Source organism: Treponema sp. OMZ 906 (assembly GCF_024181185.1).
Classification (GTDB): domain Bacteria; phylum Spirochaetota; class Spirochaetia; order Treponematales; family Treponemataceae; genus Treponema.
Map to the genome: position 1 here is coordinate 575,604 of NZ_CP051196.1, position 16,715 is coordinate 592,318.

Sequence of the window (16,715 nt, forward strand, 5' to 3'; positions counted from 1 at the left end):
TTTTAGCCCTTTACGGAACCAATCATCACGCCTTTTACAAAATATTTTTGTACAAACGGATAAATAACCAAGAGCGGCAGACTGGCCACCACGATAAGCGCATACTTGACGGTTTCCGCAAGACCCTGTACACGTACGGCCGCGCTCACATCCGACAGCATAGTCGGGTTCGTTTTATTCACGATTAAAATATTGCGCAATACAATCTGAAGCGGGTAGAGCTTTTTATCCTGCAAGAACACTAAGGCGTCAAAATAGCTGTTCCAAAGCACCACCGCATAAAAGAGTGACAGCACCGCAATAATAGCGCCCGACAACGGAAGCACCACGGTAAAGAAGAACCGCAGATCAGAACATCCGTCTATTTGCGCAGCGTCATACAGCTCATTAGTGATGGTTTCCTGCAAAAACGTGCGCGCGATGATAACGTTCCAAACATTGACCGCATTGGGGAGTACAAGCGCCCAGCGGGTATTGTAAAGTCCGATCCCTTTTACGACAAAATACAGCGGTATCAGTCCGCCGGAAAAGAGCATCGTCGCCATAATAAACTTGGTCACGAATTTTCTTCCGTAAAATTCTTTGCGCGAAAGCGGATATGCCAGCAGCATCGAAAGAGACACGCTGATAAAAGTTCCGAGCGCTACATAGATGATGGAGTTGAGGTATCCCAGCCCGATATCTTTGTTTGCAAAAACCGCCTTATATGCCGTCAAATCGAAATTGACCGGAAAGAGCGTAACCCGATGCTCAATCACTGCCTTAGGATCGCTCAAAGAACAGGCAATAATGTACAATAGCGGATACAAAACAATGATAAAACACAACCCTAAAAAGACATTGTTTATCCCGTTAAAGAGATTGTCAAAAGGTGTTTCTCGAATTTTCGACGATTGTTGTTTCTTCCATATAGAATGCTGAGTTTTTACCATAACCCGCCGTCCTTTTGCCGCAGCTTTGCCAGATAGTTAAAGAGCAGAATAAGCGCTACGTTGATAAGAGAATTGATAACGCCGATAGCGGTTGAATAGCTGAAATCGTTATTGACCAACCCCATCTTATACACATACGTTGACATGATTTCGGCGGTTTCAAGGTTGAGTGGATTTTGCATCAAAAAGGCCTTTTCAAAACCTAAGCTCATAACAAAACCCATGTTCAAAATAAACATGATAACGATCGTGTTTCTGATACACGGCAAATCGATATACCAAATTTTCTGAAATTTATTTACGCCGTCTACACGCGCGGCTTCATACAATCCGGGGTCGACGGAGGTAAGTGCCGCAAGATAAATAATGGCATTATAACCGGTATTCTGCCATAAGGCCGACCACACATAGATATGCCGGAAAAGTTTCGGCTCCCCCATAAAATTTAAGGGCTCAAGCCCGAATTCCGCCCGTATTACATTGAACAGTCCCAACGCAGGATCCATAAACTGCATCAAAATTGAGACCATAACCACCGTCGAAATAAAATACGGCGCATACGTCACCATTTGAACGGATTTACGCCAGAGCCTGTTTTGCGTTTCGTTCAATGCAAGCGCCATAATAACCGCAATCGGGATTGAGGCAAACAGCGCATACATACTCAGTATGAACGTGTTCCACATAATTTGCAGCGCAGAAGGATTACTGAAGAATTTGACAAACTGCGCCAAACCTACCCACGGACTTCCCCAAATACCTTTCGAAATACGGTATTTTTTGAACGCAAGCAGGATGCCGTACATCGGCACGTACTTAAATACGATAAAATACAGCATCGGTAAGGCGATAATGACATAAAATTGCCAATGCGCACATATTTGACGTTTTGTGTTTTTACTTAACATATATATAGTATTACACCGGTTCTTCCGATTTGAAAGTGTTGATATTTAAAAATTAGGTATGCTGATATAAAAAGAAGAGGTATTTTATGTAAAAACGGTCATTTTTTGAACATCATCGAAATACCCCTTTATTTTGCCGGCATATCAAGTACAATAATTGCACAGGCGTACCGTTATTCGTGTGGAGGGTTTGAATACCCCGACGCTGTTCGGAGGATATATGAAAACAAGTTTATATACGGAACATCAATTACAGACAATACAGAGGTGGCAAAACCTGCAATTCGGTATGTTTATCCACTTCGGCCTCTACTCGCTTGCGGGCGGTTGCTGGAAGGGGCTTCCCGTCAAAAGGGGGTATTGTGAACAAATACTTTCGCACGGGGAGCTGCCGCAAGCCGACTATGAAGCTTTACTGCATGAATTTCTCATACCCGATTTCAATGCGGAATCGATTGTCCGCCTTGCCAAGGCTGCCGGAATGCGTTATGTAGTGGTTACCTCGAAGCATCATGACGGCTTTTGTCTTTTTAATACAAAGACTACATCTTATAATAGCATGAATGCGGCTTGTAAGCGGGATATCGTTGCCGAACTCAGCGCAGCTTGTAAAAAAGAAGGGCTTGCTTTCGGCGTATATTTTTCACTCATCGACTGGCACTGCCCTGATGCTCTTCCGATAAGCGCTCACAATTCCGACCGTATTCCTCCGAAACACCATGAATATAACTGTGCTCAGTTAACCGAACTGCTGACAAACTACGGCGAGATTTGCGAATTATGGCTCGATATGGGATACCCGACCGCCGAACAATCGAAGGATATGTATGCGCTTGTACATTCGCTCCAAAAACACATTATGATTAACGGGCGGATATGGAACGATATGGGCGACTTTGCTACACTCCCTGATAATGCAATGCCCGAATTGCCGGCGAATGAATACGAATTAAACATTCCCTGGCAAACGCCGGCTTCTATTTATAAAGAAACATGGGGATATAAAAGCTGGCAGGAACGCGGCAGCATTGATGAAAAAATTGCCGAATTAACCGGAAGTTTACGCCGTGTTGTATCCGGCGGCGGTAACTACCTTCTCAATATCGGGCCGGATAATACCGGTAAGGTTATTCCTTTTGAAAAAGAAGTCTTAGAGGGAATCGGCCGCAGTGTACGCGAAGCCCCTCTTCCGCCCGCGCACAGTTTCGGCAGGGATGAAGGTCAAACCGCAGCGTTTCATGTTCCCCCTATTCAGGCAGAAAAAGACGGGTCTTTCCGCTTGACCGCCTGTACAAACCTCTTTCGCTATACGGGCGGTGAATACTATACCCTGCGGCCGATTATAACGGGAAAACGCTGGCGGTTGGCTGTTTCGCCTGAATCTACCCAAACGGTCTTTCTGTTGGGGTGGAAGTGTGTTTCCCCTCTAAAAGAAGATATAAAGCTCTGCTTTGAAGATGACGATACGCGGCTGTATTTTTCGCTCCGCAAGGGAAAAATATGCGGTCTTATCAGCTCTTGCTACCGCTTACCACAAAACCGCCGTATATGCACACTGGAGCTTTCCACCGTTGGGGCACCCAACTGCCGCGGGGAACTCATCCCTGACAGCATGGTGCTGACCTTGGAAAAACAACTTTAAATGCGACGGGTGAACAAAGCGAACAAAGCGTGAACTTTAGAAACTGTTGCATTGACGTGCGAACAACGTACACGTTCCGTTCTCATTGACAGAGAATGAGAAATATCTATAATATAACTAAGTTATATTTGACGGGTGTTTTAAATGGCAAACGGAGACTTCGACCTGACGCATAAGAAAATACTGGAATGCGGAAAAAAGATTTTCAAAGAAAAGGGCTTTGAAAAAGCCAATCTGCGGGAAATCTGTGCGCAGGCAGGCGTTACGACCGGAGCCTTTTACGGTCATTTTGAAGACAAAGAAGCTCTTTTTTCCGAATTGGTACAGCCGATCATTACCGATATAGAGTACCATTATAGCTTGCTCAAACAACAAAGTTTTACAATGTATAAAAAAGAAACGGTAATCACAAAACAAACAATCGAATCCATCCTTGATTTAAAACTAAAGGGCGCAATTAGTATGGTGTCCTATTTTTTTGATAACAAAGATATTTTCGAGCTTTTGGCGTTTTGCTCATACGGAACAAAGTATGAACATTTTTTAGATGAAATAATAGAAAAAGAAGATGAAAATCACCTGAAGATCTTAGAAATGATTCACGGAAAAAAGAAAGCAGCCCAAGTAATCACCAAAAAAGGCATTCACTTACTGAACCATGCGTACCTGTATGCGCTATCGGAAGTTGCCGTTCATTGTGAAACAAAAGAAGAAGCCGAACGCAATGCCTATTTAATTGCAGACTTCTTTAATGAAGGCTGGAAAAAAATGCGCACGGTTTAATTGTAATTATGAATTAAAACTTATTTATAATTATGAATGAGGAAAGTGAATTTTTTTAGATTCAAATATAACTAAGTTATATTACGGGGAGCAGAGGAGATGGAAATTCTTTTATTAGTTATTCCCAATTAGAGAAAACCTTTTTGAAAATAGAGGGAGCAGATTCAAGGCGCGTGCAAAAAACACCCGCAGGCGTACTTGCTGTACGTTGAGGATTGTTTTTTGCTAAGCAACGCAGAAGATGCCCGTATATTTTCAAAAAAATTAGAGGAGGTGTTTTATGAAACTAAAAGACATCGTGCAAATAGCTGTGTTGACAGTTATTGGGTTCGCAATCGGAATGGCAATTTCGATGCTGACGGGAACACTGGGAGCCATAGCCTTATACGCTTCCGCAGGATTTGCTGCTTTTGCAGTCGGTCCTGTTTTTGTGATAACGGCTAAAAAAATAAAGCAACGCTGGACGGCTGTTTTATTTTGGGTTATCTACGGATTGTTATATACCCTTATGGGCTATTGGATAATGATACCGATTTGTTTGGTTTCGGCAGTGCTTGGCGAAATCATCATCGGCGATTATTCAAGCAATGTAAAAGTTTCAATCGCTTTTTCGGCTGCAATGTTTGTCGTTGCAATGCACCCGATTATATTTGTCAAAGTATTAGGTGCGGAAGGAATTACGAAGTTCGCTCCGTCTATTTCAAGTGAACAGGCTCAGTGGATGATTCAATTTTACACGGGAAAGGCTATCGCAATAGCGGTAGCGTGCAACATCATCTTGGAATCTTTGGCAGGCTTATTCGGTACTTATATCAACAAAAAATTCTTTGAAAAGAGCAGTAAAAAGAGCGTATTATAATGAAGCCGGCAAGAAACACTCAAGGATGGTCAATGAATCCGATAACGCTTTTTATCCTCATACTGCTCACATCATTCTTGGTGTTTTTTGTCGATCAAACGATGTATTATGTGCTGCTCGGTATGAGCTTTCTCTTTTTGGTTTTATTTTCATACTCGGAAGGCATAAAAAGGGCTGTAGTCTATATCGGTTTATTTTTGCTGATAAAGCTCTTGGCATATATCGATTTGGGAATGACAACCGGAGCATTGATAGGATTGATTGCTTTATTTTTAAGGCTCTATCCTATCTTTAACATTGGAAGGATATTGATTTTAACCAGTCCTTTAAAAATTATGAGCGCATTGCGTGCGGTAAAAGCGCCGCAATCTCTTTCGATAGGACTGGTTACCGCCTTACGCTTTTTGGACGAGATGACGGCGCGGCTAAAAGAAATAAGAAACGGCATGAAGGTGCGGGGCTTGCGTTTGAGCCTGTTACATCCTCTTCGCTCGTTTGAACTCTATCTTATTCCCCTCATTTATAAATGCCTTCATGTAAGTGAAACGCTGACCTCATCGATAATCGCAAAGGGGATTGAGTACGAAGGAAAAAAGACGAGTTATAAACCGGTGCGCTTCGGCTGGTACGATACGCTGGGTTTATCGGCGGCTGTATTTTTAGTATGGAAAGTACTATGAAAATATGTTACTTTACAATAGAGATAGAATGCAAGGCGGTATTGTATATTGAATTATTTATTTTCCGCACATGTTTTTAGACGAATGGTGGAACGTGAGTTTTCACCTGATGTTATAAAATCCGTTATAGAAACCGGTTCCGTTATCAAGGAATACCTTGATGATGAGCCGTATCCGAGCAGACTGATTCTTGGATTTGCAGGCGATCGTCCGATACATGTCGTATCAGCATTCGATGCGGCCAGTGTTACCGAACATGTGATTACGGTTTATCAACCGGATGAAGCGCTTTGGTCTGCAGATTTTACTCAGAGGAGAACCCATGATGAAGTGCCAAATTTGTAAGTTCGGGGAAATGAAAAAAGGGCGTACGCAGGTTGTGCTGACCCGTAACAATGCAACGCTGATTTTCCGTAATGTTCCTGCTCTTATTTGCGATGACTGCGGAGAATATTATCTTGATGAACAGACCGCAGCGGATATATATACTCGTGCAGAAGCATGTTTTTCTTTGGGTCAACAGATAGCGATCATTGAGTATCGGCAGCTTGTTTCTGCGTAGCAAAAGTGCAAATGAATTTGTTTTTATAAAGGAATTATGCCATGAGCATAATAGAAGCGCGGATAAAAAATTTTACGTATGAAAATGATGAAAGTCCCACGCTCCACGCTATTGATTTGAATATTGAAGAAGGCGAGCTTGTTGTGCTTACAGGACTTTCCGGCTGTGGGAAGACTACCTTAACGCGGATATTAAACGGCTTAATTCCCTATCATTACGGCGGAATACTCGACGGTGAGGTGCGCATTTTAGGGAAGAACATCTTGGATTATAAAAAGGGCGAATTGGCAAAGTACATCGGCAATGTGTTTCAAAATCCGAGCGATCAGTTTTTTGCTACCATTGCGGAGGAAGAGGTTGCCTTTGCCGGAGAAAACCTCGGTATGGATTTTCAAACCCTGTGCGAAAAAACCGATGCTGCTTTTCAAACGATGCAGATAGAATCGCTTAAAGGTGCAAAACTTTCAGAGCTTTCCGGCGGGCAAAAACAAAAGGTCGCCATCGCTTCCACACTCATCTATGACACAAAGCTGCTGTTTTTCGATGAGCCTTCTTCCAATCTCGACTATGAAGGTATTGTACAATTTCAAGCGATGATACGGGATTTAAAGGCGATGGGAAAAACGATTATCATTGCCGAGCATCGTTTATTTTTCTTAAATGAATTGTACGATAAGCTCATCTACATGAAGGACGGCACTATCGAAAAAATTTTTTTGAAGGGTGAATTGACAACAGAGGATTGCAGGCGGTACGGACTGAGGGCAATACGGTATGACAGTCTTGTCTGCGAAAACCCTTCGGTACCGAAACAAGCGGTTACGCATATCGAGGACTTGAGCGTTTCTATCGGCAGGCAGGAACTTATCAGAAATCTTTCGTTTGATGTACACGCAGGAGAGATTACCGCCGTTATCGGAAAAAACGGTATAGGAAAGACCACGCTCGGCAAAGCCTTAGGCGGGCTTTTGTCTTGCAAAGGGTATATCGGTTACGGTAAGCGGCGGCGGCAGCGCTTAAAGACAGCGTATTACATGATGCAGGATGTTGACTATCAGATTTTTTTTGACACGGTAGAAAACGAGCTTATTCCTTCTTCAAAACGGAAGGATGAATCCTATTTGCAGCAAGCGGCTGAGTACCTGCGCATAATTGACCTTTGGGAAAAAAGGCTTGACCATCCGCAGGAACTTTCAGGCGGACAAAAGCAGCGGCTCGCCCTTGCAACGGCATTTTTGAGCGACAGGCGCATCATCATCTTAGACGAACCGACCAGCGGTCTCGACTACAAGCATATGGACGAAATCGCAAAGCTCATCTTACACTGCGCTCAAGAAACGCCCGTCCTCATCATCACCCACGACTTGGAACTCTTATTCAAAGTCTGCAACACCGCTCTCCTTCTCCGTGAAAACGCATACAAGAAAATTCCGGTAAACGGAAATGAAAGAGAAATTCGGGAATTTCTAACGGCTTCAGTTTTTTAAAAGAGGGGGGCTTGTTTTATATATTGATTATTGGTATAGTAGCAAGGATTTGTTTTAAAGCGAATCACTAAATTATTTTTCATGCAATATAATTTTTATGCATGATAAGAAGGAGAAATATTTATGAAGAAAGGTTTATTTGCCTTAGCTGTGTTGGTATCAGCGCTGTTTATTGCGTCCTGTTCCAGCGTGGACCCCATAGCGGGAGCTACCGGTACTGTCGGTAAGAAAACCGGTGAGGCTTCACAGAAGTTTATTCTCATTTTTCCGCTGAAAGGTGAAGGTGGAATTATGCAGGCTGCCAAAAACGGCGGTATTACCAAAGTAGGTACCGTTGACGTTCGTGTTGACTGGCCGGCAAGTCCTATTATTCCTTATAAAATTGTCACAACCGTTGTTTCCGGAGAATAGGTCTACTGTTTTCTAGGTAATGGGACGCTTCCGGCTTATAATTCAAGGAGGTCGGAAGCGCTTTATTTTTATTATTCCATATATGATAGGGTGATTCTATGAAAAAATTAATTCTTTTATCTTGTATAATCGTAAGTGTAATTGCAGCTTCTTCATGTGCTACGGCGGCATATACACGAGATAAAGAAAAGGTTATTACTGCCTATATGGAATCAAAAAATTTAAAATATTATATTCGTCCGGGTAAGATGATTGCTGAGCATGCAAACATCGATGCATATGTAATGATCGATTTTTCATATCAGATGAATAAGCGCGCCTATGTCTCGGATGCGTATACCAATTTTACTTGTTATAATCGTTTAGGCGCCTTTATCGAAGCCGCTGCATTTTTGATATCTAATAGTAAGGAGACAATACCTCTTACCGATATTTCAACCTTGGATAGAGATGTAAAAAAAGGATATATAAGAGTTTCTACGATCCTCGCAAATCAATATGTTGAAAAAGTCTTAAAGGCGCTCCATGATTCCGACTGTGTGTTGAGTATTACTTTTGATGATGGGAATACACAATCATTCGTTGCTACAGATGATTTAAAAGAGCGGATTTTTGAAGCCTTTTCAAAATAATGGCGACTAGTTTTCTAGGTTGCCGTGAGAACTTTTAAAGACTTTCTTTAAACTTAAAACAGCTTATCGAGCTCTACTGAATAGGATATGTCGTATATAAATCCGTTGCGTTCGCAATATGCTTTTATTTCTTTTGTCAGTTTTTTCGTTGCACCGTATTCGAGTACATAGACGGTGAGTCCATACGTTTTACATTGCGCCAGATATTCCATAAAATATGCTCTGTCTTCTATCGGTTTTGCTCCAAACGTATTATTCTTAAAATGTATTTCGGTAAATACGCTTTCTTGATTAACGCCATTTACTATCCCTTTAATGGAATCTTGCTGCATCGCTTCGGTGATAAATGTATCTCCGCCGTTAATGATAATGGGTTTATTCTCCGTATGTATTTTCTGTAAGATGGTTATAAGTCCTTGATATATTTCGGGTGTGTGATAATGATAATAAACGTCAGCGTTATCAAGAAAAAAACCGTCTATGCCTTTTTGAGATAAAAGCTGCGCTTTGTGTTTTATCCTTTTTTGCCATCTTTTATCCGCAACATTTACCCATTGTTCTTCGTCCCAATTTTCATAGTGTCCTAAAGCGATATCCGCAAATGCTGCATAGTCATCGCGGAATGTTTCGATAGAGCCGATGTTTAAATAAGAAAATATATGGACGTTTCCGTTTTTGTGAAGCTGCGCGATATCTTCTTGAGAAAAAAACTCCGCATCAATTACCAGCGTTTTAATTCCTTTAAGCTGCATCACTTTTTCATGATCCATACCTATCAGCACTTTATAATCTTTGGTGCTTTCTGCGGAGATACCGTCTATCACAATAATTGTAAAAAAAATTACAAACAAGCAAGTGAGCTTTTGATTTCTCATAAATAAACCTTATATTGAGAATTACGAAATTATTCCGATTATTTCTTTGCTGTGTACACTACGGCATAATCTTCTGCACAGCTTTCGGTAAAGTTGTAATCCGAATAAGAGGCAACAGATTGGAAGCCTGCCTGTTCAAATAGAGCTAACAGTGTTTGGCGCTGTAACGGATGTAATACCGTAAAGTCCGAACCTACGGTATTGTGCTGCTTGTCGATAAACTCTATGGTAAACTTGATATTCCCGTCCGGCAAAAAATCATAGCGCCGCTTAAAAATAAAAGCGTCCGTTTCTTTATCTTTAAAGTCCATTTTTTTCTCGGCAAGGATGCGGTCGTAATTGAGGACTTCAACAATAAAAATACCGTGCGCTTGTAAAGACTGATACACAGCGCTGAAAAAATGGCGAAGTGCCGTTTCATCAGGTAAATGCGGGAGCGTATTGCCGAAACACAGTACACCGTTACAGGCACCGAATTGCAGAATATCGGCAATATCCGCTTGATGAAATGCCAACTCTCCGGATGTGCGAATTCCCGAAGCTTTCTCTTTTGCGATTCCAATCATCTTTGCATTTAAGTCGAGCCCGTATATATCGTATCCACGTTGATGTAAACCCACCGCAAGGTCGCCGGTTGCACAACCTGCATCACACAATCTGCCCGGCAACGGACAAAGACGCCGGATAAAATCAAGCTTTTCCGCCTCAAGCGGGAAAAGTTCGCTGTAATGTTCTGCAATCAAATCGTATACGTTCATTCACTCTTCTCCATCGGTATAATTATGGTATACTATATCAATATAATATGCTATGGGAGAACGGTATGATCAAAATAACAAAACGCATATTTTTTTACGCAGCTTTTTTACTGTGCGCTGCACTTGTTTTTGCTGCTGATAACAGTAAAAAAACGGATAAACCGGCTATTAGAGTGTACGATTCAAAAGATAAGTTGGTGTGTGAACTCACAGAGAGCGAAGATATTGAATCCTTTAATTATTTATTGACGGAGAGTGCAGCAGTTGCTGCCGATGATGCCGCTTTTACGCAGGTGCCAAAAAATGCCAAGATAGCGTATCGCTATGATATACCTAACAATTCATCTGCCGATATACGCCTTCTTATCTACGCCGACAGTCATATTGCATATATACCCAATGCCCCGAAAGGCGATGATATGCCGGAGGTGTTTGCATGGGAGCTATTCGGAGAAGCATACAAGATACTATCCGAGCCTGCTTCGTTAAAAAAGGCACTTGCTCGGTATCAAGATAGCGACAAAAATATTTTTGTCTATGATGCAAAAGGTTTTTTGGTATCTGAGGCACGTATTCCGTCAATCTTGCACGTATTCGGCAAAGTCATGGACGTTTATGCCGGTGATGCAAATGACCACCAATTTTCGGGAAGCATTTTACCGGAAAGAAGCGTACACGAAGGAAAGCAACTGCTGTACCGCTATACCATTTGGGCTTTTAGAGATGAACCGATACGGATATACGTTTATAGCGATACGGATAAAATTGTACTCACAAACACATTTCCGGCTTGGATTGATTGCACACTGACAAAAGAAGGATATGAATTGTTTTCAAATCCGAAACGATTGATTGATCGGTTGAATAGGGTGGCGATTGAATTGATGGATATACGCTGATCGGAATTTTGATATTCCTTAAAAAGGGCGCTAATGCAATCGGTCTTAGTTATTAAACAGATAAATGATTATGATTATATATTAAGAGAGCAATTCGGCTTCCGCTGTGCGGATGAGGGGTGTTGTAAAACATATACGGTTCCGAAAGAGGTCGGAGTCGGAACTATCCGCAATATTTTCCCTTGCGGGAATGTCGGGCTTTCGATTATTCGACTCAAGCTGCGCTATCCGCTGGTGATGCAGTATGACGGCTATAATTCCGCATTTGAAACGACGTGTTGTTTTGGCGGGCATATCGCCTATTCCGAAACAGGTGTAATCGACACGTGCCTTTCGCCGAATGAGCTGGGCATTTATACCAAGCAAAACAGCTGCGGTATGATGATGTATCCGGCAGGGGAGGATATTACGGCTGTTTCTCTATTCGGTACGGATGAATTTAAGCAAGCGCTGCCCTTTGCGTTTGCAGGTATGCAATCAAAAAACACAGAGCCGGATGGCTTGACGGATTGGCTGATGGAGCCGAAAAAACCGGAACTTCCGTTGATACGGCTTTTTAAGGATATTATCGATAGTCCGGTAGAAGGCGCGATGCAGCAGATCTTTTATGAAGGTATTACCAAAACGCTGCTTACACAACTTTGGCAACGTTACATTGCAAACCCCATGCGCGGAATTACCCGTTCCTCGCTTTCTCCTGCCGAATATGCTGCCGTGTTACGCGCTCACGATATTTTATCGGAACGATATGCTGCTCCTCCGACAATTCCGCAATTAGCGCGGCTGGTATTTTTAAACGAAACCCGATTAAAACAGGGCTTTAAAGAAACATTCGGAAAAACAATTCATCAGTTTACTCATAGTATAAGGATGGAAACGGCACGATCATTATTGGATGATAAAAACACAACGGTCAGCCAAGCCGCTTATGCAGTCGGGTATGTGAATGTCAGTCATTTCTCGCAAGCCTTCCGAAAATTCTATGGAAGAAGTTTGAGGTTCCCTGCTATCTTCCCATAATAGCCGCATTACTCTGCCTCAATCAACTCATGCTCGGCAAAATGAGCCTTTCCCTCTTTTATATCACGCACAATATTTTCAAGATAGCGGATATTACTTTCAGAATAGAACGGGTTAATAGCGGCTTGTTTTTTTAGGCTTATGTTTTATAGGGTGGATGGGAAGTCCCACTATTTTGAGGCATACTATACTAGATATAAATTTTGAATTCTCTGAATTATAGGAAACAGTGCGATTTTTTAGAGCTAACAGGCTTTTTCTGAGCGGCGTAAAGCCACGTTTCATTTTAACAACGCTGCACGATGAGGCGGTGAACATACCGATTTCTTACGCGAGGGAAATGGCGGTATACAATTCGGAAAAGGTGAAGGATATTGCGTTCGCCGACAATTCGTACAGCCTCGATATGACGCGGGTACCAGTATTTCCCCACAAATAATAATACACCCCGATATTCCAAAGGCCGTGTACTATGGCTACCAGCGCGATACTTACTGCCGGATGGAATACCTGTTTGAGCTTGAGATAGGCAATGCGAAATACGATTCCGGCTCCTGCGGCGAAGAGCATAGACATACCCCCGAGGTAACGATGCGCGAGCGTGAAGAGCAGCAGGGCGAGGATTTCGGTGAAGCACAATTCAAAAAATACGGTAGTTTTAAATGAGGCGGCCTTTTTATAACGGGACTGATCCGTGCGGAGGGATAATGCTAACATGCCACGTTGGGAATGTTGATTATGCGATAAAGACTGCTGCTGCAAATCTATGGCGTTTTCGGTGGTGCCTTCCGAGCTACTTTCCGATGCAGGCACATTTCTCTGCAGCCGCGGTTCGATATAACCGGCATAGATGCGGTGCAGCCGATTTGGAGTATAGAGCCGATATAGTATTTCTTCATACGCGGCGGCACATATCGTATAAAAACAGAAAACACACTGTGCATATAGTCCGTCCGGCTTGGGCGGAAGGGTGAACGGTACCGCTGAAAACAGCGGAGGAAGCAATAAAAAAGCAGTTACAGCAGCGAATTCAATAAAGAGAAGTACATCGTTTTTATTAAAGTCGTTCCATTTCATCTCGTTATCTTATCGTGATTTTTTTTAAACTAGGTTATCGCCTATCGCGAACCTCTAAAAATCTCATTGAGTTTTTAGAGGTGCCTACAGCCGCTTTTCTATCCATTCCAAGATATCGGCTTTTACTTTCTCTTTATTTGTTTCATTCAAAATTTCGTGCCGCCCGTTCTCGTATAGTTTTAGCGTTACGTCCTGCATCCCGATGTCTTGATAGATACGGTAAAGGGTTTTTAGCGTTTTGCCTCCGTTTGAAACGGGATCTTCCGACCCGGCGGTAAGTAAAACAGGAAGAGCGGCCGGTATACCTTTTAAAGCTGTCTGCGTATGCAGTCTTTTAAGACCACGCATAAAATCCTGGAAAAAGCCTGCGGTACAGACAAATCCGCAGTATTCATCATCGATATATTTTTTTACTTCGCTTTCATCCCTCGAAAGCCAGTCAAAGGCTGTGTGCGGATTTTTTATCCTGTTGTTATATGAGCCGAACACCAATGCATTCATAAATTTTGCAGCGGATTTCCGACCTTTAAATGCGCAGTTAAGATTTGCAAGCGACAAGGCGACGGATACGCTTGGGTTGGGGCCTGCCGAACCGATGAGAACTGCTGCTTTTACCGTTGTACCGTACCGTTCGATGTATTCCTGTGTTACGAAGGAGCCGAACGAATGCCCGATGATGATAACCGGAAGCGCAGGATATTGTTTTTGTATCTCCGCATTGATTTCTTTTTGATCTTCGACAACACGTCTGAATCCGTCTCCATCGGCAAGGTACCCCATTAAGCCGCTTTTTGAACCGGTCTTTCCGTGACCGCGGTGATCGGAAGCAACTACTGCAAAGCCTCTCTCACATGCCGTTTTTGCAAAATCATCATACCGGAGGGCGTGTTCTGCCATTCCGTGCACGATGTGCAGCACAGCCTTAGGGTGCTGTTCCGGAAGCCATTTATAAACGGCGAGGGAGGCACCGTCGCTCATTGTCTGATATGCTATCTGCATTAGTTTTCTCTCCTCCAGGGCAAATACTTAAAAGTTCCGATGCGTTTGCCATGACTACCTTTTTTACCACGTTTCTCGGCAGGCGGTCATAATACGCAAGGCGCGATTATAGCGCACCGCTTGCGGTTCGAGCATTTTATCCGATTCGGGGCATGGATCGAGCCGTTCTTCTTCAAGTTCGTCGATTTGCTTAATCTTACCCTGTATGTAATCGGCCAGTACTTCCTGTGTAACTTCCAGCCGCATTAGCATTGCGCCGAAGCGGTGATCCAACACCTCCGAACCGAATCCGCGGCATTCTTCCGTCCATACCCGCCGACGCGCCTTCGCTGTTTCGGCTAATACCGTTTTTAGCGGCTTTATCTTATTTTCGATTAATGCCTGCAATGCTTTTTTATCCGCCTTCTTATACGCCTCCCAAATATCCAAGGGGAGCCGCCACTTATAGTAAAGCGTTTTCATCATCATCGCGTAAAATTCGGCGATACTGTGCTGCAAAGAATTATCCGTATTGGCTGCGTCCTCGGTAAAGGCTTGTTCAAGTTTTTTATAGACGGCATCCATATCGGTTGTTAACGTCCGTATGTAATGCAGAAATTTTGAACCGAGCGGATCTTGATATAATAGATATTTCGACGGCGTTATATCATAATTATTACCGGTTGTTCCTTCAAATAAATCCGGTTCTCCCTGCCGCATCCATTCGTCAAGCCCCATACCGGTATAGAGTTTTAGATACTGTGCAAATTCTTCTTCTTGATATTTGATATGGCAGTCAAGGTAGGCGTAGAGTACCAAGCCGAACATACAGGTGTAAAGCGGCGCTTCGCTACCGTCGTCTCCCCAGGTCGTAACAATAATTTCTTTGATTCTTTCCTTTCGACAAGCTTCAATAGCGGCAAGTGTGGTTTCGAGTGTTTTCTTATGATGGGGTATGTATCCCATCCAGCGCCATGCCCCGCCGGCAAACATGGTCTTTTTCGTTAGCGTACGGCATGCTTGAAGGTGGTCTCGATAATGTTTGCTTATGCAGCTGTAGTAATCCCAGTACATCAATCCTATCTGATTAGGGATAATCGGCTCAGTATCCTCTTTGTTATTGGAATAACAGCCGAAGAACATATCATCCCAAATAATAGGTTTAAAGCCGTATGTTTTACAGAGGGTTTTCATAAAAGCAAGATGCTCTTGCATAATATCCCCCCTATTCTTAAACCCGTTTTCATCCAAATAGCGCCCGCGCCCCAGATTATAGGCTTCGTCCATCCCAATGTGGATAATATCAGTGGAGAAAGCCTTGCGCAACGATGCAATCATCCGTGTAAGTAGGGCTTGTACTTCAGCATTGCCGACATTAAAGATGTTATCGATATCCTTATACTTGTATTCTACGGCCTCCCACATAAAATATTGCTCCATGTGAGCAAGTGTCTGAATACACGGTATCAACTGTATGCCGAAAATCTGTGCATAGCGGTCAACTTCCTGTAAATCTTTTATGGAATACCGTCCGCGTAATGCGCCGAAATAGGGAGCGCCTTCAACTTCGTACACATCTTCCATGTACAGCATAAACCACGAATGTCCCATAAAGGCCATTTCGCGAATAAACTGCTTCAGCATATCGATATGTGCAACAGCATTACGGGAAAGATCGAGCATTAAGCCGTTTTTTTCAAAAAAATGATCCATGCGGAATTCCAATAAACGCTGTGCATCCCGCCGTGTATAGACCTTTGAATCTTCGATCGTTTGGCTTTTAAGCAGCAGCATCGACAGCGCAAAATAAAAGTGCGGTGCAGAGTCCGCTTCGATTTCGCATACGCCGTTCCTAAATGTTGCGGAAATTTCGGAGTCCTTCACTTTTTTGAACGTAACAGGAATACCGTCTTCGCTAATTCTGAGCGGATAGCTTTTCCGAAGTTCCGCCACTGCGAGTGTCATTTTCTCGTCAAGATCGGATAGATCGAGTTTTAAAGGTTTCAATTGTTTTATCGCCGTACACATTATTTTATCCACTAAAACTAATTAAAGAAATCTTCTAATAATTTTAGGTTTTAGAGTTTCTCTAATAATAGTTTTCATTATATCATAGTTATAGAGAAATGACAGCCTTAATTTAACGCAATGCATAGGCTTTTAAAAAAATTATCAGGCATCTCTAAAAAACTCAGCTTTTTAGAAATGCCCT

Annotated in this window: 18 protein-coding genes; 11 read left to right on the forward strand and 7 right to left on the reverse strand. The window is 42.7% G+C overall.

The features are described from left to right. Window positions 1-2 precede the first annotated feature (2 nt). Both E4N69_RS02470 and E4N69_RS02475 read right to left on the reverse strand, forming a co-directional pair. Window positions 3-932: a carbohydrate ABC transporter permease gene (locus E4N69_RS02470; protein WP_253715048.1), complete on the reverse strand. Its 930-nt coding sequence runs from the start codon at window positions 930-932 to the stop codon at window positions 3-5. Further along, window positions 926-1,840 carry an ABC transporter permease gene (locus E4N69_RS02475; protein WP_253715049.1) on the reverse strand — a complete coding sequence of 305 codons (915 nt, stop codon included), beginning with the start codon at window positions 1,838-1,840 and terminating at the stop codon, window positions 926-928. Before E4N69_RS02475 ends, E4N69_RS02470 begins: the two co-directional genes overlap by 7 nt. 220 nt (window positions 1,841-2,060) lie before the next feature. On the opposite strand from E4N69_RS02475, the gene E4N69_RS02480 reads away from it, so the two are divergent. The 9 genes from E4N69_RS02480 (at window position 2,061) to E4N69_RS02520 (ending at window position 8,896) form a co-directional block, all read left to right on the forward strand. Beyond that, on the forward strand, window positions 2,061-3,482 hold the full coding sequence (locus tag E4N69_RS02480) for an alpha-L-fucosidase (protein WP_253824376.1): 1,422 nt from the start codon (window positions 2,061-2,063) through the stop codon (window positions 3,480-3,482). A gap of 144 nt (window positions 3,483-3,626) precedes the next feature. Continuing rightward, window positions 3,627-4,265 carry a TetR/AcrR family transcriptional regulator gene (locus E4N69_RS02485; RefSeq protein WP_253824377.1) on the forward strand — a complete coding sequence of 213 codons (639 nt, stop codon included), beginning with the start codon at window positions 3,627-3,629 and terminating at the stop codon, window positions 4,263-4,265. A gap of 280 nt (window positions 4,266-4,545) precedes the next feature. Continuing rightward, the gene (locus E4N69_RS02490; protein ID WP_253824378.1) at window positions 4,546-5,124 is read left to right on the forward strand and encodes an MptD family putative ECF transporter S component; all 579 of its coding nucleotides are present in this window, start codon (window positions 4,546-4,548) and stop codon (window positions 5,122-5,124) included. Next, a complete protein-coding gene (locus E4N69_RS02495; protein WP_253824379.1) occupies window positions 5,124-5,804 on the forward strand; it encodes an energy-coupling factor transporter transmembrane component T family protein in 681 nt (226 codons plus the stop codon). Before E4N69_RS02490 ends, E4N69_RS02495 begins: the two co-directional genes overlap by 1 nt. Before the next feature lie 48 nt (window positions 5,805-5,852). Beyond that, window positions 5,853-6,149, forward strand: coding sequence for a DUF4258 domain-containing protein (locus tag E4N69_RS02500; protein ID WP_162662421.1), 297 nt, complete (start codon window positions 5,853-5,855; stop codon window positions 6,147-6,149). Further along, complete coding sequence (locus E4N69_RS02505; protein ID WP_230977938.1) at window positions 6,127-6,366, forward strand: type II toxin-antitoxin system MqsA family antitoxin; 240 nt, start codon at window positions 6,127-6,129, stop codon at window positions 6,364-6,366. Before E4N69_RS02500 ends, E4N69_RS02505 begins: the two co-directional genes overlap by 23 nt. Window positions 6,367-6,407: 41 nt before the next feature. Further along, window positions 6,408-7,853 (forward strand): ABC transporter ATP-binding protein, encoded by a 1,446-nt coding sequence (locus E4N69_RS02510; RefSeq protein WP_253824380.1) that lies wholly within the window; start codon window positions 6,408-6,410, stop codon window positions 7,851-7,853. Between the two features lie 123 nt (window positions 7,854-7,976). Further along, window positions 7,977-8,264, forward strand: a complete 288-nt coding sequence (locus E4N69_RS02515) for a TRL-like family protein (RefSeq protein WP_253824381.1) — start codon at window positions 7,977-7,979, stop codon at window positions 8,262-8,264. A gap of 98 nt (window positions 8,265-8,362) precedes the next feature. Then, the gene (locus tag E4N69_RS02520) at window positions 8,363-8,896 is read left to right on the forward strand and encodes a hypothetical protein (RefSeq protein WP_253824382.1); all 534 of its coding nucleotides are present in this window, start codon (window positions 8,363-8,365) and stop codon (window positions 8,894-8,896) included. A gap of 53 nt (window positions 8,897-8,949) precedes the next feature. Here E4N69_RS02520 and E4N69_RS02525 read toward each other — a convergent pair whose 3' ends face one another. Continuing rightward, a complete protein-coding gene (locus E4N69_RS02525) occupies window positions 8,950-9,771 on the reverse strand; it encodes a glycoside hydrolase family 191 protein (protein ID WP_253824383.1) in 822 nt (273 codons plus the stop codon). Window positions 9,772-9,809: 38 nt separating this feature from the next. Next, the gene (locus E4N69_RS02530) at window positions 9,810-10,529 is read right to left on the reverse strand and encodes a class I SAM-dependent methyltransferase (RefSeq protein ID WP_253824384.1); all 720 of its coding nucleotides are present in this window, start codon (window positions 10,527-10,529) and stop codon (window positions 9,810-9,812) included. Between the two features lie 65 nt (window positions 10,530-10,594). Here E4N69_RS02530 and E4N69_RS02535 point away from each other — a divergent pair, with 65 nt between their 5' ends. Both E4N69_RS02535 and E4N69_RS02540 read left to right on the forward strand, forming a co-directional pair. Next, window positions 10,595-11,428, forward strand: a complete 834-nt coding sequence (locus E4N69_RS02535) for a hypothetical protein (protein WP_253824385.1) — start codon at window positions 10,595-10,597, stop codon at window positions 11,426-11,428. Window positions 11,429-11,461: 33 nt separating this feature from the next. Then, window positions 11,462-12,448 carry a helix-turn-helix domain-containing protein gene (locus E4N69_RS02540; RefSeq protein WP_253824386.1) on the forward strand — a complete coding sequence of 329 codons (987 nt, stop codon included), beginning with the start codon at window positions 11,462-11,464 and terminating at the stop codon, window positions 12,446-12,448. 327 nt (window positions 12,449-12,775) lie between these two features. Here the strand turns inward: E4N69_RS02540 and E4N69_RS02545 are convergent, their stop codons facing one another. From E4N69_RS02545 to E4N69_RS02555, 3 genes are all read right to left on the reverse strand, one after another. Next, complete coding sequence (locus tag E4N69_RS02545) at window positions 12,776-13,525, reverse strand: CPBP family intramembrane glutamic endopeptidase (RefSeq protein ID WP_253824387.1); 750 nt, start codon at window positions 13,523-13,525, stop codon at window positions 12,776-12,778. Window positions 13,526-13,609: 84 nt separating this feature from the next. Beyond that, window positions 13,610-14,524 carry an alpha/beta hydrolase gene (locus tag E4N69_RS02550; RefSeq protein ID WP_253824388.1) on the reverse strand — a complete coding sequence of 305 codons (915 nt, stop codon included), beginning with the start codon at window positions 14,522-14,524 and terminating at the stop codon, window positions 13,610-13,612. Window positions 14,525-14,587: 63 nt separating this feature from the next. Continuing rightward, window positions 14,588-16,510, reverse strand: coding sequence for a beta-N-acetylhexosaminidase (locus E4N69_RS02555; protein ID WP_253715061.1), 1,923 nt, complete (start codon window positions 16,508-16,510; stop codon window positions 14,588-14,590). Between the last annotated feature and the right edge of the window lie 205 nt (window positions 16,511-16,715).

Excerpts from the sequence above, each read along its gene's own strand:
- E4N69_RS02525 (WP_253824383.1), bottom strand. The coding sequence starts at position 9,771 with ATGAGAAATCAAAAGCTCACTTGCTTGTTTGTAATTTTTTTTACAATT.
- E4N69_RS02480 (WP_253824376.1), top strand. The coding sequence starts at position 2,061 with ATGAAAACAAGTTTATATACGGAACATCAATTACAGACAATACAGAGG.
- E4N69_RS02475 (WP_253715049.1), bottom strand. The coding sequence starts at position 1,840 with ATGTTAAGTAAAAACACAAAACGTCAAATATGTGCGCATTGGCAATTT.
- E4N69_RS02490 (WP_253824378.1), top strand. The coding sequence starts at position 4,546 with ATGAAACTAAAAGACATCGTGCAAATAGCTGTGTTGACAGTTATTGGG.
- E4N69_RS02485 (WP_253824377.1), top strand. The coding sequence starts at position 3,627 with ATGGCAAACGGAGACTTCGACCTGACGCATAAGAAAATACTGGAATGC.
- E4N69_RS02545 (WP_253824387.1), bottom strand. The coding sequence starts at position 13,525 with ATGAAATGGAACGACTTTAATAAAAACGATGTACTTCTCTTTATTGAA.
- E4N69_RS02505 (WP_230977938.1), top strand. The coding sequence starts at position 6,127 with ATGATGAAGTGCCAAATTTGTAAGTTCGGGGAAATGAAAAAAGGGCGT.
- E4N69_RS02540 (WP_253824386.1), top strand. The coding sequence starts at position 11,462 with ATGCAATCGGTCTTAGTTATTAAACAGATAAATGATTATGATTATATA.
- E4N69_RS02470 (WP_253715048.1), bottom strand. The coding sequence starts at position 932 with ATGGTAAAAACTCAGCATTCTATATGGAAGAAACAACAATCGTCGAAA.
- E4N69_RS02550 (WP_253824388.1), bottom strand. The coding sequence starts at position 14,524 with ATGCAGATAGCATATCAGACAATGAGCGACGGTGCCTCCCTCGCCGTT.
- E4N69_RS02535 (WP_253824385.1), top strand. The coding sequence starts at position 10,595 with ATGATCAAAATAACAAAACGCATATTTTTTTACGCAGCTTTTTTACTG.
- E4N69_RS02515 (WP_253824381.1), top strand. The coding sequence starts at position 7,977 with ATGAAGAAAGGTTTATTTGCCTTAGCTGTGTTGGTATCAGCGCTGTTT.
- E4N69_RS02520 (WP_253824382.1), top strand. The coding sequence starts at position 8,363 with ATGAAAAAATTAATTCTTTTATCTTGTATAATCGTAAGTGTAATTGCA.
- E4N69_RS02510 (WP_253824380.1), top strand. The coding sequence starts at position 6,408 with ATGAGCATAATAGAAGCGCGGATAAAAAATTTTACGTATGAAAATGAT.
- E4N69_RS02495 (WP_253824379.1), top strand. The coding sequence starts at position 5,124 with ATGAAGCCGGCAAGAAACACTCAAGGATGGTCAATGAATCCGATAACG.
- E4N69_RS02530 (WP_253824384.1), bottom strand. The coding sequence starts at position 10,529 with ATGAACGTATACGATTTGATTGCAGAACATTACAGCGAACTTTTCCCG.